General features: G+C 69.5%; 18 protein-coding genes. 9 read left to right on the forward strand and 9 right to left on the reverse strand.

The annotated features are described in order from the left end of the window. The first annotated feature begins 277 nt into the window (after positions 1-277). Complete coding sequence (locus VM306_RS24095) at positions 278-1,492, forward strand: peptidase inhibitor family I36 protein (protein WP_325518873.1); 1,215 nt, start codon at positions 278-280, stop codon at positions 1,490-1,492. Between the two features lies 1 nt (position 1,493). Here the strand turns inward: VM306_RS24095 and VM306_RS24100 are convergent, their stop codons facing one another. After that, positions 1,494-4,160 carry an AfsR/SARP family transcriptional regulator gene (locus VM306_RS24100; protein ID WP_325518875.1) on the reverse strand — a complete coding sequence of 889 codons (2,667 nt, stop codon included), beginning with the start codon at positions 4,158-4,160 and terminating at the stop codon, positions 1,494-1,496. 380 nt (positions 4,161-4,540) lie between these two features. Between VM306_RS24100 and VM306_RS24105 the strand changes: the two genes are divergently transcribed. From VM306_RS24105 to VM306_RS24115, 3 genes are read left to right on the forward strand one after another with little or no spacing between them, the layout of a single operon-like run. Continuing rightward, complete coding sequence (locus VM306_RS24105) at positions 4,541-6,670, forward strand: diguanylate cyclase (RefSeq protein ID WP_325518877.1); 2,130 nt, start codon at positions 4,541-4,543, stop codon at positions 6,668-6,670. 27 nt (positions 6,671-6,697) lie between these two features. Further along, positions 6,698-8,671 (forward strand): amino acid transporter, encoded by a 1,974-nt coding sequence (locus VM306_RS24110; protein WP_325518879.1) that lies wholly within the window; start codon positions 6,698-6,700, stop codon positions 8,669-8,671. Positions 8,672-8,721: 50 nt separating this feature from the next. Further along, entirely contained in the window at positions 8,722-10,272 is a 1,551-nt protein-coding gene (locus tag VM306_RS24115) for a tannase/feruloyl esterase family alpha/beta hydrolase (RefSeq protein ID WP_325518883.1), read from the forward strand. Here VM306_RS24115 and pip read toward each other — a convergent pair. The 3 genes from pip to VM306_RS24130 all read right to left on the reverse strand — a co-directional run bounded on the left by pip (position 10,269) and on the right by VM306_RS24130 (position 12,455). Continuing rightward, entirely contained in the window at positions 10,269-11,216 is a 948-nt protein-coding gene (gene pip / locus VM306_RS24120) for a prolyl aminopeptidase (protein WP_325518885.1), read from the reverse strand. The two genes, VM306_RS24115 and pip, sit on opposite strands and share 4 nt — an antisense overlap. A gap of 121 nt (positions 11,217-11,337) precedes the next feature. Next, positions 11,338-11,976, reverse strand: coding sequence for a DUF305 domain-containing protein (locus tag VM306_RS24125; RefSeq protein WP_325518887.1), 639 nt, complete (start codon positions 11,974-11,976; stop codon positions 11,338-11,340). Further along, on the reverse strand, positions 11,973-12,455 hold the full coding sequence (locus VM306_RS24130; protein WP_325518889.1) for a hypothetical protein: 483 nt from the start codon (positions 12,453-12,455) through the stop codon (positions 11,973-11,975). Before VM306_RS24130 ends, VM306_RS24125 begins: the two co-directional genes overlap by 4 nt. Positions 12,456-12,764: 309 nt before the next feature. Here VM306_RS24130 and VM306_RS24135 point away from each other — a divergent pair, with 309 nt between their 5' ends. The 3 genes from VM306_RS24135 to VM306_RS24145 are packed head-to-tail and all read left to right on the forward strand — an operon-like array spanning position 12,765 to position 15,146. Next, positions 12,765-13,481 (forward strand): lytic polysaccharide monooxygenase, encoded by a 717-nt coding sequence (locus VM306_RS24135; RefSeq protein WP_325518986.1) that lies wholly within the window; start codon positions 12,765-12,767, stop codon positions 13,479-13,481. A 4-nt stretch (positions 13,482-13,485) separates the two neighbouring features. Further along, the gene (locus tag VM306_RS24140) at positions 13,486-14,088 is read left to right on the forward strand and encodes a DUF305 domain-containing protein (RefSeq protein WP_325518891.1); all 603 of its coding nucleotides are present in this window, start codon (positions 13,486-13,488) and stop codon (positions 14,086-14,088) included. 35 nt (positions 14,089-14,123) lie between these two features. Beyond that, positions 14,124-15,146 carry an FAD-dependent monooxygenase gene (locus VM306_RS24145; RefSeq protein WP_325518893.1) on the forward strand — a complete coding sequence of 341 codons (1,023 nt, stop codon included), beginning with the start codon at positions 14,124-14,126 and terminating at the stop codon, positions 15,144-15,146. On the opposite strand, the gene VM306_RS24150 is transcribed toward VM306_RS24145, so the two are convergent. Further along, on the reverse strand, positions 15,115-17,712 hold the full coding sequence (locus VM306_RS24150) for a BTAD domain-containing putative transcriptional regulator (protein ID WP_325518895.1): 2,598 nt from the start codon (positions 17,710-17,712) through the stop codon (positions 15,115-15,117). The genes VM306_RS24145 and VM306_RS24150 overlap by 32 nt on opposite strands. 4 nt (positions 17,713-17,716) lie before the next feature. Next, complete coding sequence (locus VM306_RS24155; protein ID WP_325518897.1) at positions 17,717-18,478, reverse strand: AraC family transcriptional regulator; 762 nt, start codon at positions 18,476-18,478, stop codon at positions 17,717-17,719. Between the two features lie 50 nt (positions 18,479-18,528). Here VM306_RS24155 and VM306_RS24160 point away from each other — a divergent pair, with 50 nt between their 5' ends. Then, positions 18,529-18,927 (forward strand): DUF2000 domain-containing protein, encoded by a 399-nt coding sequence (locus tag VM306_RS24160; protein WP_325518899.1) that lies wholly within the window; start codon positions 18,529-18,531, stop codon positions 18,925-18,927. A 76-nt stretch (positions 18,928-19,003) separates the two neighbouring features. Then, positions 19,004-20,209, forward strand: a complete 1,206-nt coding sequence (locus VM306_RS24165; RefSeq protein ID WP_325518901.1) for an MFS transporter — start codon at positions 19,004-19,006, stop codon at positions 20,207-20,209. On the opposite strand, the gene VM306_RS24170 is transcribed toward VM306_RS24165, so the two are convergent. From VM306_RS24170 to VM306_RS24180, 3 genes are all read right to left on the reverse strand, one after another. Continuing rightward, on the reverse strand, positions 20,119-20,940 hold the full coding sequence (locus VM306_RS24170) for an alpha/beta hydrolase (RefSeq protein ID WP_325518903.1): 822 nt from the start codon (positions 20,938-20,940) through the stop codon (positions 20,119-20,121). The genes VM306_RS24165 and VM306_RS24170 overlap by 91 nt on opposite strands. After that, positions 20,937-21,620: an SRPBCC domain-containing protein gene (locus VM306_RS24175; RefSeq protein ID WP_325518905.1), complete on the reverse strand. Its 684-nt coding sequence runs from the start codon at positions 21,618-21,620 to the stop codon at positions 20,937-20,939. The genes VM306_RS24170 and VM306_RS24175 overlap by 4 nt, the downstream gene beginning before the upstream one ends. Before the next feature lie 279 nt (positions 21,621-21,899). Continuing rightward, a complete protein-coding gene (locus tag VM306_RS24180; RefSeq protein WP_325518907.1) occupies positions 21,900-22,127 on the reverse strand; it encodes a zinc-ribbon domain-containing protein in 228 nt (75 codons plus the stop codon). Between the last annotated feature and the right edge of the window lie 15 nt (positions 22,128-22,142).

A 22,142-nucleotide genomic window follows, 5' to 3' on the forward strand; every position in this document is an offset into this window, starting at 1 on the left:
GGGGGGGGGGGGGGGGCGGGGGGGGGGCCCGCCCACGGCTCAGGCCGTTCCGGCAACGACCACGCACGTCGCCCTCCACCCGGATGACGACAAGATCCTGGAGGCCTCGCCGCCGCGCGGCGGGCAGAGCGTCCGGATCAGCGGTCCCAGCAGCCACGGCACGCCGTACTCCGAGGTCCGCCGCGTCTTCGGGTGAGCCTCGATCGACTTCAGCCGCACCAGCGGGTTCGAGCACTGCGGCTGGTTTTTCCGGGATCCTCCAACAGAAGGGCTCACGGTGTTACGAAGATTGGCTTTCGCGGCGCTCGCCAGTGCGCTGCTCGGCGTGTTGTTCGGCACGGCCACGGCCTCGGCGGCGACAGCGCGCAACGGCGTCTGCGAGTCGGGCGAGTTCTGCCTCTACTTCAACAGCGACCAGGCGGGGTCGGTGTCCGACTTCGACACCTCGATCTCCGACTACGGCGACAGCCAGCCGACCTGCTACGACTTCAAGAGCTCCGGCAACGGCCAGGGCGTGTGCGTGAAGAACAACGCCGCGTCGGTCTGGAACCGCAAGGGCAGCTCGGTCACGGTGTTCTTCAACAGCGGCTACGGCGGCACGAGCCAGACGATCGGCTCCGGCGCCAAGGCGAACCTCAAGGCGGGGCTGAAGAACGAGAACGCCTCGCACCGCGTCGGCTCTCCGGCCGAGGCCCGTGACGGCGTCTGCAACGACGACGAGTTCTGCCTGTACTTCAACAGCGACCAGGCCGGTTCGGTGTCCGACTTCGACACCTCCGTCTCCGACTACGGTGACAGCCAGCCGAGCTGCTACGAGTTCAAGGGCTCCGGCAACGGCCAGGGCGTCTGCGTCAAGAACAACGCGGCCTCCGTGTGGAACCGCACCGGCAAGCCGGTCACCGTGTACTTCAACAGCGGCTACGGCGGCACCAGCCAGACGTTCGCCGCGGGTGCCAAGGGCAACCTCAAGGCGGGCCTGAAGAACGAGAACGCCTCGCACCGCATCGGCGACAGCGGTGGCGGTGGCGGCGACCCCGACCCGGACCCCGGCGACCCCGGTCCCTACCCGACCCCGCCGGAGAACACGAACCCGGAGCAGGCCGTGCGGGCACCGAACGCCTCCGCCCGCACGAAGTTCGTGCGCACGCAGATCGCCGAGCTGACCGGTGAGACGCAGTGCTACGTGGGCGACTACCGGCCCGGTGAGCCGTCGACGAGCAACCACAACACCGGCAACGCGCTCGACTGCACCATCTCGAACGCGATCGGCCAGTACCCGAACTCCGCCCAGGAGGCGCAGGGCTGGAAGCTGGCGAACTGGCTGAAGCAGCACGCGGTCAGGCTCGACGTCCGCTACGTGATCTGGGACGGCAAGATCTGGAGCGTCGCCCGCTCGTCCGAGGGCTGGCGCACCTACACCGCGGGCAGCGGTGTGACGGGTGGACACTACGACCACGTCCACGTGTCGATGCAGAACCCCTACGGCGACTGATCTAGCAGATCAGGCTGTCCAAGAGGTTGTCCCTGCGCAGACCGGGTGTGCCGAGCAGTTCGGCCGCCCGGTCCGCGTGCTTCTCCAGCCCCGCCTTGGCGAGCACGAGGTGCGCGACGCCCTCGCCGTAGCGGTCACCGCGCGCGCCGGTGATCTCCAGGCAGCGTTCGGCGTCCTCCACTGCCTTCGAGATCTTGCCTGCGGCCAGCAGGACTTCCGCACGGCACAGCAGAGCCTGCCACTCGTCGTTGTGCTCGCCCGTCATCCGGCACAGCTCGATGCACTCGCCCAACGCGGCCTCCGCCTCGTCCAGCCGGCCGAGCTTGAACAGCGCCTGCCCCTGTGAGGCCAGCGCGTACGCCCTTCCGGCGGCGTCCCGGTCGGCGTGGGCAAGGCTTCCGGTCGCGGCTTCGAGAGCCTGCTCGTACCGGCCGGCGACCTGGTGGACCTGGGCCAGCGCGGACAACGGAACCCGTTGCGCCCCCACGGGTCCGTGCTCGGTCGTGAGCTCGATCGCCCTGGTCAGGGCCGACGTGGCCTTGTCCAGCTCACCCAGCTCGCGGTGGATCGTGCCGATGCCGGCCAGCGCGCGGCCCTGGCCGAACGGGTCGTCGGCGCGGGCGTCCAGGACTTCCTCGAGCTGTGCGCGGGCGAGGTCGAACTCGCCGATCCGCCGGTTCACCGCCGACCGCACGAGAAGCGCGGTCTGCATCGCGGCGGAGGTGCCGATCGTCCGCGCGGCCCGGTCGGCGACCTCGCCCAGCTCGACCAGGTCCGCGACCCTGTCCTGTTTGAACAGATGCGGGTAGAGCATGTGCGCGATGGCGAGGGAGTGCTCGGCGAGCTCGGGTTCGCCCACCGTGGAGCGGGCCGCCGCCAGCAGGTTCTCGGCCTCGTCCGTCAGCCACCGCAACGGCTCGTCGAGGTCCTGCCGCGCGGCGGAGTTCGTGAGCGCGCCATAGGCGTGCGGGCGCAGCTTCCGCAGAGCGGCGGTGAGCGTCTCTCGGTAGTGGACCAGCGCACGGCTCAGGGCTTCGTGCCGTTCGCCGGTCGCCTGCTCGGCGCCGAACAGCCTGAGCAGGTCGTGCACCCGGTACCGCTCTGGCCCGCACGGCTCGATGAGCTTGGCGTCCACCAACGGGTCCAGCGCGCGGTCCACGTCGTCCTGCCCGAGCAGCGCCCGCGCGGTCTGCTCGCTCACCGTCGGAACGTTCAGGCAGCACAACAGGGTGAACGCCCTGGTCGACCGGTCGGGCAGGCCTTCCAGGCCCAGCTGGAAGCTCGACCGCACGCCGAGGTCGTCGAAGCGCAGCTCGTCGAGGCGGTGCCGCTGGTCCGCGAGCCGCCTGGCCAGTGTCGCCGTCGTCCAGTCCGGCCGTGACCGCAGCCGCGCGGCCGCGATCGTGAGGGCGAGCGGCAGGTGGTCGCACGCCTTCGCGACCTGCTTGGCCGCCTCGCTGTCGTCGCCGAGCAGCCGCAGCGCGTCCGCCTCGGGCAACGGGTCGAGCCGCACGTGCCGCGCCCCGAGCGTGGCGAGCATCCGCCTGCTGGTGATCAGCACGGCCGACCCGGCCTCGCCGGGCAGCAGCGGTCCGGCCTGCGCCGCGTCGACGGCGTTGTCCAGCAGCACCAGCACCTTGCGCCTGGCCAGCGTCGACCGGTAGAGCGCTGCGGCCTCGGAGGGGTCCGTCGGCACCGCGAGCGGGGGCGTGCCCAAGGCGCGCAGGAACCGCCTGACCACCTCGGCGGGCGAGAGCGGGGAACGACCCGGCGTGGCGCCGTGCAGGTCCACGTACAGCTGGCCGTCGGGGAAGCGGCCGGCCATCGCGTGCGCCGCGGCGGTGGCCAGCGCGCTCTTGCCCTGCCCGCCGGGTCCGTGCACGGCGATCACGGGGTCGGCCGCACCGGTGATCAGCTCGATCTCCGCACGCCGTCCGACGAACGGCTCCGGGGCCTTGGGCAGCTCGCGGGGAACGGCGGGGAGGTCGCCCCGCAGGATCGCGGCGTGCAGGTCCCTGAGCTCCTGGCCGGGGTCGAGACCGAGCTCGTCCGCGAGCAGCCGCCTGCCCTCGTCGTAGGTCCTGAGCGCGTCCGCCTGCCGTCCGCAGCGGTGCAGCGCGACCATGAGCGCGCCGCGCAACCGTTCCCTGGTCGGGTGATCCGCGACGTACCCGGTCAGCTCGCCGACGACCTCGAGGTGGCGGCCGTCACGAAGCGCCTTGTCGACCCTGCGCTCGATCGCGGCGAGCCGTTCCTCCTCCAGCTGGTTCGCGAGCTGGGTGTTGGTGGTCAGCTCGGCCAGCGCGGGCCCGCGCCAGTGGGCCAGCGCCTCGTCGGGGTCGCGGGCCTCCCGGAAGAGCTGCAGGTCGAGCGAGCGGTCGGGGACGTCGAGCCGGTAGCCCTGCGGCGACCACTCCAGCGACACCCCCGGCAGGTCCTTCAACGCGCGCCTGAGCTGCGACACGTGCACCTGCACGGCCTTGCGCGCACTGGCGGGAGGGTCGCCCTCCCACAGGACCGACATCAGGTGGTCGACGCCGACGGTCCTGCCCGCGTGCAGGAGCAGCAGCACCAGGACCTGTCGTGGCTGGCCGGCGGGGATGCGCACGGTCCGCGGCCCGTGGGTGACGAGCAGCGGGCCGAGCACCCCGAACCGAACGCCGTCCACACCTCTCACGATAGTCCGTTGATCGAGTGCGCAAACGTTCTCAAGACCGTGCGACTCGTCATTGTCGTCCGCCGCGCACCAGCAACGGTCAACGACGAACATCCGCGGAGACCGCCGTGAACGCATGGATTCGCACGAGGTGGTGTGAATCCGCGTCGTGCAGGCAAAAGTCGTGCGAAAATCGATGCGGGGGACCGACGCGGGCCACGTGCACCCGGTTGCCACTGCGGCACTCGGATTCTTTCGCGTGGAAAACAGAACAGCGATTTGCGGTAGCGTCGTATTAAGGAGTCACCTCATTGGAGTAACGGCGGTGCCGCGAACATCCTGAGTCGGGCATCATCACTGGCTCGACCAAGTCGTAGAACGAGGGGTCTCGGGTGACCATCTTCCGTGCCGGCCGGACCGGAGCGTGGTGGATGTACCTGGTGGCAGGTCACCTGCTCCTGGGCGTCTACTACCTGATTCCGGTCAGCCCTGCGGGGACAACGGGACAAACGGTGCGGGTGGTGCTCTACTGCACGATCAGCGCCTCCGCCGCGATCGCGACTTTCGCGGGTGTCAAGCGCAACCGCCCCCAATGGCGGCGTCCGTGGGTGTTCCTCGCACTCAGCCAGGTCGTTTACGCGATGGCGGACCTGACGTTCTACGCATCGCACTACATCTTCGGGCACACGGTTTACCCGTCCTATGCGGACATCTTCTACCTGGGGCATTACCCGTTGATGGTGGCGGGTGTGATCATGCTGATCCGCCGCCGCACCCCGGGCCTCGACCTGCCCAGCCTGCTCGACGCCGCGGTGCTCGCGGTCGTCGCGGGCATGGCGTCCTGGCTCTACGTGATCGGCCCGCAGGCGAGGCTCACGTCACCGGTACTGGTGAAGATCGCGTCGCTCGGCTACCCGATGATGGACCTCGCGCTCTTCGTCGTCGCGCTGCGCCTGATCTTCGGCGCCGGTCCGCGCCCGCGCGCGTTCATCCTGCTGACGGGCAACCTGCTGGGCATCCTGACCGCGGACACGATCTACGTGCTGCAGCGCCTCGACGGCAGCTACCACGCGGGCAACTTCCTCGACGCCATCTGGCTGTCGGCCAACCTGTGCATCGGCGCGGCCGCGCTGCACCCGACGATGGCGCGCCTCGTCGACCGCGGGCACGTCAAGGACGTCGGCCTGAGCCGCGGCCGGATCATCGCGCTGTCGTCGGCCGCCCTGGCGGCGCCGATCCTCATGCTGGTGCACGACGTGGGCGAGTCGTCGCAGGACGTCCTGGTGATCGCGGCAGGCAGCGCGCTGCTGTCGCTGCTGATCATCGCCCGGCTCGCGGGGCTCGTCGCCGACCAGCGCAAGCTCGCGATCACCGACAGCCTCACGGGCCTGCACACGCGCCGGTTCTTCGAGGCGCAGCTGCCGCTGGAGATCTCCCGCGCGCGGCGCAACGACGGCTCGGTCGCGGTGTTCATCATCGACGTCGACCGCTTCAAGTCCATCAACGACAACTACGGCCACCCCGCCGGCGACGACGTGCTGATGGAGGTCGCGGCGCGGTTGCGCGCGGCCTCCCGCGCCGGTGAGGTGCTCGCGCGCTACGGCGGCGAGGAGTTCGCGCTGCTCGTCCCGGAGGCGGGTCCCGGCAGGCTGTCCGTGATCGCGAACCGGTTGCGCGAACGGGTGGCCGAGAAGCCCATTCCGGTCAACGCGGGCAACGACGACATCCCGTTGTCCGTCACGGTGTCCGTCGGGTCGGCGAGCTTCCCGACGCACGGCGACGGTCCGGACGACATCGTCGTGATCGCGGACCGCGCGCTCTACGCGGCGAAGGCGGCGGGGCGCAACAGGATCGCGGTCGGCCCCGAGCCGCTGCCCGCCGTCGACCCGGACACCGACGGCGCGATGGCGGAGTTCCTCTGCCAGGTCGCGGACCGGGTGGACGGCTGGCTGCACCGCTACGACCACAGCCGTTCGGTGTCGCGCTGGGCCGGTGTGGCGGCGGGGGAGTTCGGACTGGACGCGCCGACCACCAGGGTCGCGCAGCTCGCGGGCCGCCTGCACGACATCGGCAAGATCATCATTCCCGAGGTGGTGCTGACCAAGCCCGGCGCGCTGTCCGAAGAGGAGTGGCGGCTGCTGCGCCAGCACCCGGACTTCGGCTACCGGCTCGCCAGGATGGTGCCGGGGTTCGCGGGCGTGGCGCACGTGATCAGGCAGCAGCACGAGCGCTACGACGGCACCGGCTACCCGGACGGGTTGCGCGGCGCGGACATCCGTGCGGAAGCGCGCATCCTGTCCGTCTGCGTGGCGTGGGCCGCGATGCGGTCGAACCGTCCACACCAGACCGCACTGGACGAGAGCCGGGCACGGCGGGAACTCTGGGCGGGACGGGGCGAACAGTTCGATCCGGACGTTGTGGACATGTTCCTCGACCTGCACACCCAGGGCACCATCGGAACGCTCCGTCCGTCCGGATTGTCTGTTCAAGAAGCGGGATTCCCGGCCGACTTCCGGCCTTGATCCTCTCGTGGTGGCATGCTCTGCGCCATGAGCACGGAGTACGCCGTCCCCGCCGAGGTGCCGAGCCCCGAACGGCCGTCACCGCCCGGTGGACCGCTGGGGAGGTGGCTGCTCGCCGACCGCGTGGCGCCGTCGGGTCCTGAGAGCCACGAGTCCCACGCCAAGCCCCACGCGTGGTGGAAGGTCATGACGCTGACGGGCGTCGACTACTTCTCCACGTTGTCCTACCTGCCCGGCATCGCCGCGCTGGCCGCCGGATCGCTCTCGCCGCTGGCGACGCTGCTCATCGTGGCGCTGACGCTGCTCGGCATGCTGCCGATGTACCGGCGGGTGGCGCAGGAGAGCCCGAACGGCCAGGGCTCGGTCGCGATGCTGGAGAACCTGCTGCCGTTCTGGCGCGGCAAGATCTTCGTGCTGGTGCTGCTCGGGTTCGTGGCGACGTCGTGGATCATCACGATCACGCTCTCCGCCGCCGACGCCTCGGTGCACGCGCTGGAGAACCCGTACGTCCCCGAGGCGCTGCACGGCTCCCAGCTGATCGTGACGATCGTCCTGCTGCTGGTCCTCGGCGGCGTGTTCCTGATGGGCTTCAGCGAGGCAGTGGGCGTCGCGATCCCGTTGGTGGCGGTGTTCCTCGTGCTGAACGCCGTCGTGGCCGTGGTGGGCCTCGTGGACGTCTTCGCGACGCCGGACGCCCTCGACCGCTGGATCTCGGCGCTGGGCTCGCACGGCGACGGCTTCTTCGGGGTGGTCGGGCCGGCGGTGCTGGCGTTCCCGCTGCTGGTGCTCGGCCTGTCCGGCTTCGAGACCGGCGTCAGCATGATGCCGCTGGTCGCCGCGGACGGGAAGACGGCCCAGGAGCGGCTGGAGAGCCGCGTCCGCAACACCCGCAAGCTCCTGACGACGGCCGCGCTGATCATGTCGGTGTACCTGGTCGCCACGTCGTTCATCACGACGGTGCTCGTGCCGCAGGACAAGTTCGCGCCCGGTGGTCCCGCGAACGGCCGTGCGCTGGCCTATCTCGCGCACGAGCTGCTCGGCGAGGCGTTCGGCACGGTCTACGACATCAGCAGCATCCTGATCCTGTGGTTCGCCGGCGCGTCCGCGATGGCCGGCCTGATCAACATCGTGCCGCGCTACCTGCCCTCCTACGGCATGGCGCCGGAGTGGGGCCGCGCGGTCCGCCCCGTCGTGCTCGTCTACACGGTCATCTGCGTCATCATCACGATCATCTTCAACGCCGACGTGAACGCGCAGGCCGGCGCGTACGCCACCGGCATCCTGGCGATGATGGTGTCCGGCTCGTTCGCGGTGACGGCGTCGGCGTTCCGCAAGAAGCAGCGCGGCGCGACGACCGGCTTCGCCGTGCTGACGCTGGTGCTGCTGTACGCGCTGGTGGAGAACGTGATCGAGAAGCCGGACGGCATCACGATCTCGTTCGGCTTCATCCTCGGCATCGTGGTGATCTCGCTGGTGTCGCGCATCTCCCGCACGACCGAGCTGCGGGTCGACAGGATCAAGTTCGACGACGAGGCACGGCGGTTCGTCACCGAGACGATCGCGAACGACGGCCGCATCACGTTGATCGCGAACCGCCGTCAGAACGGCGACAAGGCCGAGTACGACGAGAAGGAGACCGAGCAGCGCGGCATGAACCCGGTGCCCGGCACGGCCGACGTGATCTTCCTGGAGATCGACATCGTCGACCCGTCGGCGTTCAGCCACGTGCTGTGCGTCCGCGGGGTCGAGGTGGACGGCCACCGCGTCCTGCGCGCGTCCGCCCCGGCCGCGCCGAACGCGATCGCGGCGATCCTGCTGGCGTTGCGCGACTCCACCGGCGTGATTCCGCACGCGCACTTCGAGTGGTCGGAAGGCAATCCCCTGGGACACCTCTTCCGCTACCTGATCCTGGGCCGCGGGGATACGCCTCCGGTCGTACGCGAGATCATCCGCTCGGCTGAGGAGGATCCTTCCCGACGCCCACGCGTGCACGTCGGATAGCTGCGAGACTTCCCCCTGTACGTCCGACTTCAGGGGGAAGGACGCTTCGCATGTTCCGTCGGCTGTTGATCTTTTTCGTGGTGCTCGCGACTGTCGCGGCGGGGGCCGCGCCCGCTCTGGCCGGTACCGGGAACCGCCCGGTGCGTTCGTGTGCTGACCTGGTGCGGTCGTTCGACGTGCCGCACGCGCGGACTCGTGTCGCGTCGGCCGTCGTCGTCGCCGGTGAGCCGGAGTTCTGCGATGTGCGCGGGACGATCGAGCCGGACATCGGGTTCCAGCTGAAGCTGCCGACCCGCTCGTACCAGGGCCGGTACCTCCAGTACGGGTGCGGCGGGTTCTGCGGGATCATCGACGACCCGGGCTTCCCGGCCGGGTGCGGGCCTGCGTTCGGTGACGCCGCGGTGGCGGCGACCGACGACGGTCACCAGGCCGATCCGCCCTGGAACGGCTTCGACACCACGTGGGCTGTTGATGATCAGAAGGCTCGCGACGACTACTTCTTCCGTGCGCCGCACGTGTTGTCGAAGGTGTCCAAGCACATCATCTCGGTGTTCTACGGGAAGGCGCCCTCCCATTCGTACTTCAGCGGGTGCTCCAACGGCGGGCGCGAGGGGTTGCTGCTGGCGCAGCGGTATCCGCACGACTTCGACGGGATCGTCGCGGCGGCGCCGGCGGGGTACTACTCCGCTCTGATCGGCTATCAGGCCTGGATCGCGCGCAACACCATCCCGAACGAGAAGATCTTCCTGTTGCACGACGCGGTGATGGCGGCCTGTGATGGTCTCGACGGCTTGGTGGACGGGCAGATCGACGATCCGCGGCTGTGCTCGTTCGATCCGGGGACGTTGGCTCCGCAGCTGACTCCCGACGAGATCGCTCGTGTCCGGCGGTTGTACGACGGGCCGTCGGACCGTGGTGCCCGGCTCTACCCCGGTGGGCAGGCCTACGGGTCGGAGCTCGGGTGGACGTTCTGGCTCAACCCGACGCCGGAGTTCGGTGAGGCCGTGTCCGCCGGGCTCGCGGACAACGCGTTGAAGAACCTCGTCTATCCGATCGGTCAGCCCGGGTCTTCGCTGGAGGGGTTCGAGTTCACCGTGCGCGAGTTGCGGCGGGTGTCCGTTGAGGCGGGGAAGGCCGACGCGGTGTCGTTGGACCTGCGGGAGTTCCGTCGTGCCGGTGGGAAGCTGATCATCTGGCACGGGGCCGGGGATCAGGGGATTCCGTTCGAGGGGACGCTGGACTACTGGCAGCGGCTGACCGGTGGGCGGACGCCGGACTGGGCCCGGCTGTTCATCGTGCCTTCGATGTGGCACTGCGCCGGGGGTGACACTTTGACCGACTTCGATCCGTTGCCTGAGCTCGTGTCTTGGGTCGAGGGCGGGCGGGCACCGGTCCGGGTTGTTGCCGTTGGGCGGGATCAGTCTGGTGCTGTGGTGCGTACTCGGCCCGTCTTCCCGTATCCGTCGCGGGCTCGGTACACCGGGGTCGGGTCTGTGGATGATGCTGTGAACTTCGTCGCGGCGCCTGGGTTCGTCTTCTCGGACCGGATCCGGTGGGCCGGTGAGGGCGTGCATCACCGGCCCGGACCTGTTGCGCCCTAGCGGAACTTCTCGACCGCGGCGGCGATGGCCTTGTCCATGCTGTTGCCGTCCTTGGCCTGGTGGCCCCCGTCGTTCAGGATGACCAGTTCGGCGTCGGGCCACCTCTTCGCCACTTCCCAGGCGGTGTGCAGCGGGCCGCCGAAGTCGTTGCGGCCGTGGATGAGGATGCCTGGGATGCCTTTGAGCTCGTCCAGGTTGTCCATGACGTAGTTCGGTTCGAGGAAGGCTTCATTGGCCCAGTAGTGGGTGACCATCCTGGCCATGAGGTAGCGGGTGGTCGGGTCCTCGTACCTGGTGCCCTCGAAGTTGTTGTCCCCTCCTGTCATGGTGGAGAGGTCCCACTTGTTCCAGTCCCAGGCTGCTTTTTCTCTCGTTCTTTGGTCTGGGGAGTTCAGGAGTTTGTTGTAGGCAGCGGCCAGGTTGCCGTTCTGGTCTTCCTCTGGGACGCCGTTCTTGAAGTCCTCGAAGTAGTCCGGGTAGAACATGGACAGGCCTCGGGTGATCCAGGCGTGTTCCTCCGGGCGGGAGGTGGTCACCGCTGGGATGATGATCTCGCTCACCCTCGTCGGGTGCTGGATGGCGTAGGCGAGGACCAGGGTTGAGCCCCAGGAGCCGCCTACCAGCATCCACTTGTCGATTTTCAGGTGTTTTCTGAGCTTCTCGGCGTCGTCTACCAGGTGCTGGGTGGTGTTGTGCTCCATGCTGGTTGCCGGGTCGCTGGCCGGTGGGGTGCTCTTGCCCGCGCCTCGTTGGTCCCAGAGGACCAGGTTCCAGTGTTGTGGGTCGAAGTCCTGGCGCCATCGTGCGTTCAGGCCTGAGCCCGGGCCGCCGTGGAAGATCACCGCTGGTTTGCCTGTGGGGTTGCCGCTGGCTTCCCAGTGGATTTTCTGGTTGTCGCCTACGTCGAGCATGCCCTGGGCGTAGGGCTCCACCTGTTCGTACATGGGTGGGGAGGGTATTGGTGTCGGGGTTGTTTGGCTTGCGGGTTTGTCGGCTTGGCATGGCTACAAGCCCACTGCGCGCGGCGCTGTGGGCTTGTGCGGTGGTTCGTCGTCGGTTCTGGTGTCAGGACTTCTGTTTTGCCGCGATCTGGTCCAGCACTTCCGTCTGGCTCACGATGATCTTGCCTGCCAGGGCCTTCGAGCCGATGTGCTCGCCCTTGGCCTGGGCGTCCTTGGCCATGTTCACGCCGCTGCGGAGGTGGCGGGACAAGGTTGCCAGGAAGAGGTCGTCGAACTGCTTGCCCTGGGCCGCCTTCAGGGTTTCCACGTCCTTGGCGGTCATCATGCCCGCCATCTTGTGGGTGGCGTTGGGGTCCTCGCCGGGGATCTGGATGTTCCAGCTTCGCAGGTAGGTGGCCATCTGCTCGATCTCGCCCGACTCCGCTGTGGCGATCTTGTCCGCCACGTCGACCACGAACTGGTCCTTCGACCTGCTCGTAGCGACCTTGGCGATGTCGATCGTCTGTCGGTGGTGCGGGATCATCTGCAACGAGAAGGTTGCGTCCGCCTCGTTGGCTGCTGGTTCGCCGCCGTTGCCGCCGCTGACCGTTGAACAGCCTGTCAGCGCCAGCAGGCCGCCTAGCACGATCGTGAGCAGACGCGCACGCATGATGCCTCCCGTCTCGGTTCCCTGACGAGGCATACGGGTGGTCGTTGTGTCCGGTTCAGTGAAGTTTTCGAGGCTGGGTTGTTCCCGCGTCACTCGAAGGCGTTCAGGGCCTTGACCACGCCGAACACCACGTCCGGGTGACCCAGGGGGAGTGGTGGCGGGATGCGGTCGTCCGGGGCCTTGTGGCTGCGGACCACCACCTGGGCGAAGGGCTCGTCCACCGGGACCTCGGGGTCCACCAGCAGCACTGAGCGGACCAGGTCCTCGTGTTCGCGGACCAGGGCCAGGACATCCGCCGCTATCGGACCGCTCGAGACCACGTCCAGGACCGGGTGGTTCTCGTCGCTGTGCTTGGTCAGCACCGCGTCCACTGTGGACTGCCAGCCCGGTGCCGCCGGGACTCGCAGCCACACCACGCGCAACCTGTCGGTCAGGTCGCGCCAGGTCGCCGGAATCTCGTCGTGCAGGGCCTCGCCTGCTGGATCGATCACGAGGATCGTGGGGGCGCCTGCTGGTCCGTCCGCCACCACTCCCGGGCCTGCCGCCCTGCTGGGCTCGTCGAAATCGCGCATGCCACCGGGTACCCACTGAAGCGGTGTCGTACCAGTAGGCCGAGTGGGGTCGTGGTGTCCGCCGAACGGGTGACGGGCAGTACCAGTTCCTTGGGTGGACCTGTTGTTGCGCAATGATTTTCGGTTCGCCGGTGGTGGTCACTTGACCACTTTCTGAACTCCGGTTTATGGTCTAGACCAAACCGAAACTGGATCGGCGAGTGGTGCTGAGCACGCTCCCGGTTCCCGCCCCCTGCTGTGGGATCCCCTGTCCGGGAACGATCCGAGGAGTTCGGACGAATGAAGTTCACCCGTAAAGCGGCGCTGGTCATGGCCGCGGTTCCTGCAATCGTGTTCATCACGCCGGTCGGTTCGGCGAGTGCGCACGGATACGTGTCCTCGCCGCCGAGCCGGACGGCTCAGTGTGCGTTGAAGACTGTTCCCTGCGGTGCGCCCACGTGGGAGCCGCAGAGTTCCGAAGGCCCCAAGGGCATGAAGAACTGCAACGGCGCTCGTGCCGACTTCGACGAGCTGAACGACGACAACAAGGGCTGGCAGGCCACGAGCACCGGCACCAGCCTGACCATCGGCTGGACCTTCACGGCCCGGCACAAGACGAGCAACTACGAGTACTTCATCGGTGGCACGCGCGTCGGCTTCGTCGACGGCGGCAACGCCGCTCCGGTCGACCCGGTGCGGCACACCATCAACCTGAGCGGGTTCTCCGGCCGGCAGAAGATCTTCGCGATCTGGAACATCGCCGACACGGGCAACGCGTTCTACTCCTGCATCGACGTCAACATCAACGGTGGCGGCACCACGCCTCCGCCCACGACCACGACGCCGAAGCCGCCCACCACGACGACCAACCCGCCGACCACCACCACCCAGCAGCCCCCTGCCGGTGGCACGTGGGCGGCGAACGTGTCGTACGCGGCCGGCGCGCAGGTGAGCTACAGCGGTGCCAACTACCGGTGCCGTCAGGCGCACACCTCGCTGACCGGCTGGGAGCCGCCGAACGTTCCGGCTCTGTGGGAGCGGGTCTGACCTGATGAAGCGCCTTGTGATCGTGACCGCGGTCGCGGTCCTGGCGCTGGCGGGGTGCGGTGGAGAGGCGGTCGTGCCCGAGGGCCAGGGAGCCCACGGGCACGGTGCGTCCTCCACCGCGCCACCTGCACCCGCCGCCAGCGCGAGGTTCAACGACGCGGACGTGATGTTCGTGCAGATGATGGTGGACCACCTGCAGCTCGGCATCAGCCTCTCCCAGCTGGGGATGGCGAAGGCCACGCGGCAGGAGGCCAAGGACCTCGCGAGCGCGATCGACGCCACCCAGCGCGAGGAGCTCTCGACGCTCAAGTCGTGGCTCAAGCTCTGGGACAAGCCGGAGGGCGACGGCGCGAGCCTGCACGCCGCCCACGGCGGTGAGCCGCTGCTCGACGCGAAGGTCATCGACGACACCAAGAACAAGAGCGGCGCCGAGTTCGACGCCTCCTTCCTCAACCTGATGACGGGTCACCAGGGCGCTGCCGTGGAGATGTCCCTGACGGAGAAGAAGGACGGCATGAACCCGGAGGCCACGGCCTACGCGGAACGCGTGGCCAACAGCAGGCAGGGCCAGATCCAGCAGATGCTGAAGATCATCAGCCAGTCGTAGGCGTTCGGTCAGCCGGTCGGCGTTCCCTCTCCCGCATGGACGTACTGATCTCGGGAGCGGGAATCGCCGGACCCGCGCTCGCCCACTGGTTGCGGCACTTCGGTTTCTCGCCGGTCGTGGTGGAACGGGCGCCGTCGCTGCGCGGCGGCGGCCAGGCCGTGGACTTCCGCGGCGAGGCGCACCTGTCCGTGCTGGAGCGGATGGGCGTGCTCGACGCGGTGAAAGCCGCGCGGACGTCACCGCGGGACATGGTGTTCCGCGGTCTCGACGGACGCGAGCGAGCACGGCTGCCCGCGTCGTTCACCGCGGGGGAGGTGGAGATCCTCCGCGGCGATCTCTCGCGTCTGCTCCACGAACTGACGGCCGCGGACACCGAGTACGTGTTCGGCGACTGGATCACCTCGCTGCACGACGACGGCGACGGCGTGGACGTGACGTTCGCCCGCGGCCCGTCGCGGCGCTTCGACTTCGTGATCGGCGCCGACGGGATGCGGTCCGGCGTGCGGAGGCTGGTCTTCCCCGGCTACCGGCCCCGGTTCCAGGGCTACTACTTCGCGATCTGGGACACCGAGGGCGACGACCACGACCTGACGTGCTCACCCGGTGTGATCTCCGCTCCCGGCTGGCTGATGTACAGGTCGTCGGTGCCGCCGGAGCTCATGCCGGAGGCGCTGGTCGCGCCGGGCGTCTACTTCGACTCGATCAGCCAGGTCCGGATGCCGACGGTCAGCTCCGGCCGCGTCACGCTGATCGGGGACGCCGGGTTCGGCTCCACCCTGGGCGGCATGGGAACCGGGCTCGCGGTCGTGTCGGCCTACGTGCTGGCGGGGGAGATGGCGGCGGGCGGTGACGCCTTCGCCCGCTACGAAGCCCTGATCGGCCCGTACGCGCGGGGGAGCCAGGGCAACCCTGGGCGGTTCCTCGCGCCGGCGACACGCCTCGGGATGTGGGCGCGCGACAGGATGTTCGGGCTGTTGCCGAAGATGCCGATGTTCGCGCGGATGGACATGAAGGCCGCGACCGCGATCAAGCTTCCCGACTACGCACCAGTTCGCTGAGCGCGTCCTCCACCTGCTCCTGCGCCGCCGCGTGCATCCACCCGAAGCCGAGCTCCTGCTGGGCCTCCCGCAGCAACGCCTCGGCGCGCGGCAGGTCGCCCCTGCGCTGGGCGATCTTCGCCAGGCCGGTGTTGGCGAGCGCGCGGGTCGCGGCGAGGCCCGCCTGCGTGGCCAGGTCCAGGGCCTGGTGGTAGTCGCGTTCTGCCTGGTCCTGGTCGATGTCGAGCAACCGGTCCGCCCGCCGGCCGCGCAGCTCGGCCAGCTCCTCCCTGGCGCCCAGCTCGGCGACGGCCCGCAGCGCCTCGTCGGTCAGGGCGAGGGCTTCGTGCGGGTCCTCGGTCAGGTCGGCGAGCACGTCCAGGACCTGGGCAGCGCCCCAGCGTTCGCCCAGCTCCTGGAACCGCCGCAACGCCTCGCGGGACTGCTCGATCGCCAGCGCGCGGTCACCGCGCACGGTCCAGCCGGTGTAGGAGTTGCTGAAGCCGATCAGGCCCCGGATCCACGGGTCGTCACTGCTCTCGACCTCGTCCTGCAGCGCGGTGCGCGGCGCGGACGGGTCGGGCGGGCCGACCATCATCGCCCACGCGATGAGCACGAACGGTTGCCCGATCGGGCCGCGCAGCTCGAGGAACTTGTCCCGCACGCGTTCCGGGGCGGCCAGGGCCAGCAGGACCGTGTACTCCTCCGTGGGTTCGTCGGGCACCCGCTCCAGGAGTTTCTGGGCCAGGCCCTGGACCTCCGTGCGGCTGCCCTTGACGTACCAGTACCAGGCGAGGTCGCTGACGAGCCGCAGCGCCTGCGTCGGTGCGTGCTCGGTGGTCCACTCGACGGCCTGCAGGAAGTTCGCGTGCTCGGCGGTCATCCGCGTGAACCACTCGACCTGGTTCCGTTGCCGCAACTCGGGATCCGCGCGCCGGGCCAGCGCGTGGAAGTACGCGGCGTGCTCGGCGTCGACGCGCTTGTGCTGCGAGCAGAACTCGCGGATGGTCTCCAGCATGCGGTAGCGACCGTCGGCCGCCTCCACCAAGGACTTGTCCACCAACGCGTCCAGCACCTCGACGTCGTGCCCGCACACCTGCTCCACGGCCTCCAGCGCCGCCCCGCCGCTGAACGTGGCGAGGGCGGCGGCGAGGTCGCGTTCGTCCTCGGACAGCAGGTCCCAGCTCCACTCCACGACGGCGCGCAGCGTCTGGTGGCGCGGCGCGGCGGCGCGGTTCCCCTTGGTGAGCAGGCGGAAGCGGTCGTTGAGCCGCTCGGCGATCTCCTTCGTGGTCAACGTCCGCGTGCGCGCGGCGGCCAGTTCGATCGCGAGCGGCAGGCCGTCCAGCTCGCGGCAGATGTCGGCGGTGTGCCGGTCCTGCGCGAAAGCCGGGTTCACGAGCCGGGCGCGGTCGGCGAACAGCGCCACGCTCTGCTCGGGCCGCAACGGAGGCACCGGGCAGAGCGTCTCGCCCGTGATTCCCAGCGGCTCCCTGCTCGTGGCGAGGATCCGCAGCGACGGGCACGTGCTGAGCAGGTGCTGGGCCAGGTGCGCCGCCTGGACGACCACGTGCTCGCAGTTGTCGAGGATCAGCGTCGTGTCGCGCTCGCGCAGTGCGAGCGTCAGCCGGACCTCCGGTTCGAGCACGGTCTCCTTGAGCCCCAACGCGAGCAGGGTCGCCGCGGCGACGTCCTTGACCGGCGCCAGGTCCACGAAGATCGCGGACGGGGGCGCCGCCCGCAACGCGAGCCTGGTCTTGCCAGCGCCGCCGGGACCGGTGAGCGTGACGAGCCGGGACGTCAGCGAGGCGATGCGCCGCAGCTCCTCCTGCCTGCCGACGAAGCTGGTGAGCTGCGCCGGCGGCTCGCGGTGGGTCTGGCCGCGCAGGATCTGGAGGTGGACGGCCCGCAGCTCGGGTGACGGGTCGGTGCCGAGCTCGTCGGCCAGCAACGTCCGTGCGTCCTCGAACGCCTGCAGCGCCTCGGCCTGGCGGCCGTCCTGGTTCAGCGCCTGCATGAGGTAGCCGCGCAGCCGTTCGTCCAGCGGGTTCTGCCGCACGAGGTCCTGGACCTCGCGCACGTCGGCCTTGCCGAGCCGGATCCGCGCGGCGACCAGCGCGCTGGTGGCGGCGGACCGCTGCTGCTCGAGACGGGTCGCGTGATCGGCCGCGGCGACGTCGGCGAGCGCCGGGCCGCGCCAGAGGCCGAGCGCCTCGGACAGGAGGGACTCCGCCGCCTGCGGATCGCCCCGCTCCCACGCCTTCCTGCCCTCGGCCGCGAGTGAGGCGAACCGGTGCGCGTCGACCCGCTCAGCCGCCAAGGCCAGGCGGTAGCCGGCGGGGTGGAACTCGATCAGCGACGGGTCACCGAGCGCCCGGCGCAGCCTCGACACCTGGCCCTGCAACGCGTTGGCGGCGTCCGAGGGCGGTTCGGAGCCGTAGAGCTCGTCGATCAACCGGTCGAGCGGGACGATCTCGCCCACGCGCATCGCGAGCAGCGCCAGCAGGGTGCGCGGACGTGGGCCACCCACCGCGATCTTGCCGTGCGGGGAATGCGCCTCAACGGGGCCGAGAATGCCGACGTGCACGGTGTCAGCGTACGAACCTGCCGGGACTCGTACCCAGCACACGGCGAAAGTGGCGCGTCAGGTGCGACTGGTCGTGGAACCCGGCCAGCACCGCGGCCTCGGCCGCGGACCGCCCCTCCACGAGGAACCCGCGCGCGAGGTCGACCCGGCGCCCGGTCAGGTACCGGTGCGGAGGCAGTCCGAACCGGCGGCTGAACGCCCGCACGAGGTGCGTCGGGCTCGTCTGCAGCTCCTGGGCGGCCGCGTTCACCGTCATCCCGTCCGGCAGCGACGCGTCGAGCAGCTGCCGCAGCCTGTCCGCCAGCGTCGGGTCGGGGTGGACGGCGGGCGTGGTGCCCGCGAAGTGGTGCGTGAGGCGTTCGGTGATCAACGCCAGCCGGCTCGACGCCTCCAACGGCTCGTCGAGCGCCAGGTGCAGCTGGTGCACGCGCCGGCGCAGCAGCGGGTCGACCAGCATGGGCGTGTCGACGGCCTTGCCGATCAGGCCGGAGGGCAGTGCCGCGTCGTCCAGGTACAGCACGCGCTTGCGGAACCCGGCGGGGTGCGCGGACCGGCCGTCGTGGGGCACGTGCGGCGGCAACAGCGTGACGCCGTCCACGAGAGCGCCGTGCTCGTGACGGTCCAGCTCGTACCGCACGGCACCGGTGTCGAGCAGCATCAACGTCCACGCGTCGTGCGTGTGCGCGGGGTAGACGTGCGTGGTGAAGGAGGCGTGGAAAACCTCCTTGATGCCTTCCACCGCCGGTTTCCACGCGGTGACGCTCATGTCAGGAACGTACAAGACGCGCGGGTCGGGTGCCCGCGATCGTGGTGGTCATGTTCGACACCAAGATCGCTGTGCTGCTGCGGGACGACCTGGCCGGCTGGCAGGCGCTGAACGTGACCGCCTTCCTCGTCAGCGGCCTGCCCGAGACGCTGCGCGGCGAGCCCTACATCGACGCCGACGACGTGCACTACCTGCCGATGTTCGGCCAGCCCATCGTCGTGTTGCAAGGCGGCAAGGACGTCGTCAAGAAGGCCCACGAACGCGCGTTGAGCCGCAACCAGCCGATGACCATCTTCACCGCGGACCTGTTCGCGACCGGCAACGACGATGACAACCGCGCCGCCGTCCGCAAGGTGCACACGCAGGACCTCGACCTGGTCGGGATCGCGGTGCACGGCCAGAAGAACGCCGTCGACAAGATCCTCAAGGGCGCCCGGATGCATCCCTGACGGAGCCGGATTGGCCCAAAGAAGCAACGCCTTCTTGTCCCAGAACTGAGGCCAATCAGCGCCCTACGGTCATGTCATGACCAGGCGACTCGCGTACGCGCAGCTGACGAACTCGATCGGCGACGGCGGCTTCCTCGTCGTCTCCGCTCTCTACTTCACGCAGGTGGTCGGCCTGAGCGCGACGCGGGTCGGCCTGGCGCTCACCCTCGCGTGGGGCGTGGGAGCCGTCGCGGGCGTCGCGCTGGGACACCTCGCCGACCGCTGGGGACCGCGCACCACCGCCGTGGTGCTGGCGTTCGCCACGGCCGTGAGCATCGGCATCCTGCTGTTCACCCGGGACTTCACCGCGTTCGTGCTGGTCATGTGCCTCTACGCGAGCTTCCAGAGCGGGCTGCAGGCGTCCAGGCAGGCACTGCTCGCGGGCCTCACCACGCCCGCGGAACGCACACGGGTCCGTGCGCGCATCCAGTCGACGGCCAACGCGGGCATCGCGATCGGCGCGGCGGCGGGTGGGTTCGCGCTGCACCTCGGCAGCGAGGTCGCGTACACGGCCGTGTTCGTGCTCGACGCGCTCTGCTTCCTCGTGGCGGCGGCGGTGCTGGCCACGTTGCCGGAGACCGTGATGACCAGGGCCAAGGGCAAGTTCGACGTGCTCAGGGACAAGCCGTACGCGCTGGTCACGCTGATCAACGCCGTGATGCTGCTCTACATGCCGCTGCTGAGCCTGATCATCCCGTTGTGGATCGTGCAGCGCACCGAGGCGCCGACGTGGCTCGCGGCCGCGCTGCTGGTGCTCAACACCGCGGCCGTCGTGCTGTTCCAGGTGCGGATCGCCCGGCGCGCCACCGGTCTCGCGCAGGCTTCCCGGCTCGTGAAGAACGCCGGGCTGGTCATGCTCGCCTCCTGCGCGGTCTTCGCGGTGACGGCGTTCAGCGTGGGCGCCTGGCCCGCGGCGGCGTTGCTGGTCGCGGCCGCCGCGCTGCAGGTGCTCGGCGAGATGATGCTCGCCTCCGGGGCGTGGGAGATCAGCTTCTCCCTCGCGCCCGCCGACCGGCAGGGCCAGTACCAGGGCTTCTTCGCGACCGGGACGGCCGTCGCCAGGATGGTCGGCCCCGCCCTGCTCACCACCGTCGTCCTCGGCTGGGGCGCGGCCGGCTGGGTGCTGGTCGGCGGGCTGTTCGTCGTGGCCGGTTACGCGATGGGTCCCGCGGTGCGCTGGGCCCGCGAGAAGAACTCCACCAGCTCCGGCGCCGCGACCGACGACTTGAGCATGTGCGTCTGACCCGGCAGCGTCCTGTGGTCCGCGCCCAGCACCTCCGCGACGTTGCTCATGGCGTTGCGGAGGTACTCGGGGCTCTTGCCGCCGTCCATCGCGAGCGTCGGCACCTTGACCGCCCAGCGGTCGGTGGGCAGCTTCGAGCCGCGGCCGTCGGGGCCGAGGATCGTGAGGTCCCACGGCAGCGTGTGCGCGACCCGCTTGAGCTTCTTCCACACCGGCGTCAGCTTCATGACCGCGACGGCGAAGCCGGGCGTGCCGACCATCTTCATGAACGTCGAGATCATCCCGGAACGGTCGCCGCGCGCCAGCAGGTCGTTCATCCGCGCGACGATGTCCGCGGGGCGCGGCTCGTACGTGCCGTCCACGACGAACGGTGCCTCGTACAGCGCGAGCCGGGAGATGCCGGGCAGGCGTGAGGCCGCTTCCATCGCGAGGACCGCGCCCGAGGACACGCCGAACACGAACGCGCTGCCACCGGCCGCCTTGATGACCGCGTCCACGTCCTCGACCTCGCGCTCCAACGACCACGGCGTCGCGCCGTCACCGGTCTCGCCGCGGCCGCGCCGGTCGTAGGTGTACACGGTGAAGTCCTTGTCCAGCACGGACGCGAGCTCGGTGGACGGCCCGAACATCCGGTGGCACATCGCGCCGTCCACGAGGACCAGCGCGGGTCCGGAGCCGGTGACCGAGTAGGCGACTTCGGTGCCGTCGGCAGAGGTCGTGAAGCGGGTCATTTCTGCTCTCCCAGGGTGGTGTCGAGGAAGCTCTGCCAGTCCTGCTCGGACTCGTCGCCCTCGAAGACGTGGTGCGCGGCGATCACCGGGCCGCCGAACCCGCGCATGAAGCGGTACAGGCCCGTGCCGGTGCGCAGGCCGAGAGTGTGGGCGTTGCGGTGGTACTCGACGGCGTCCGGGAGCTTCTCGGCGATCGCGGCGCCGAGCTTCTTCCAGGCCTCGTCCCAGTCGCCGACCACCGGCCCGAAGACCGTGAGCGGACGGGCCGTGCGACCGGCGAAGTGGCGCAGGTACTCGGCCAGCGTGCCGCGGAAGAGCGCGCCGCCCAGCGTCATCGCCTCGAACTCGTCGGCCCAGTCGTCGCCGGGCAGGAAACCGCTGGTCACCATCCGCAGCACGGTGCTGCCGTGCTCACGGCCCTCGACGAGGAACTCGTAGGCCATGAAGCGGCCGTCGGGCGCCTTGCCGGTGTCGTAGGCGAAGTGGTGCGGCGGCTCCGACGCGGTGATCCCGCACGTGGGCCCGTACCCGCCGAACGCCATCTTGACCTGGCCGTTCGCGACCTCGTTGGTGCCCATGAACCACGAGTCGATCCCCGGTCCGGTCGCGATGGCCGTCCAGACGTCCTCGACCGATGCCGGCACCTCGATCTCGTCGGTGCTCTCGAACGCGTGGCCCATCGGTTCTCCCTCGTCGGTCGGTGGATGGTCCCATCCTGCTTCCGAAAATTCTCTTCGTCAAGACAGTTCGACTAGTCTTGACAAAAAAAGTTGTCGGTCTGCCCTGGGTAGGCTCTGGAAGGTGGCTGGTGACGAGCGTGCTCCTGGCCACGGTCGGGTGGATGCGGACCTCGGTCGTGGTGTTCCTGAGGCTGAGCCGGCCTGCCTTCTCGAACTGATCTGCCCGGAGTGCGGGCGCGTCACCACCGACGGGGGCGCGCCCGGCTGCGAGGCCTGCCGTCAGCCCAGGAGCTGATGCGCGTGCATCTTGCTGATGTCGTACGAGACACCGCAGAAGGTGCACTGCAGCCCGTACTTGCTGCTGATCGTGAACAACGGGATGAAGAAGATCGTCGGCTTCGTGTAGCGCCGGAAGAGGTTGTGCGCCGACTGGTGGTGGCAGTGCCCGCACACCAGCTGCACCATCCGCAGCTGCTCGATCGTCGTGCGCCAGCCGAAGATGACCATCTGTGCTCCCGGGGG

The organism is Lentzea sp. (assembly GCF_035525475.1).
In the GTDB taxonomy this organism is placed as follows: Bacteria; Actinomycetota; Actinomycetes; order Mycobacteriales; family Pseudonocardiaceae; genus Lentzea.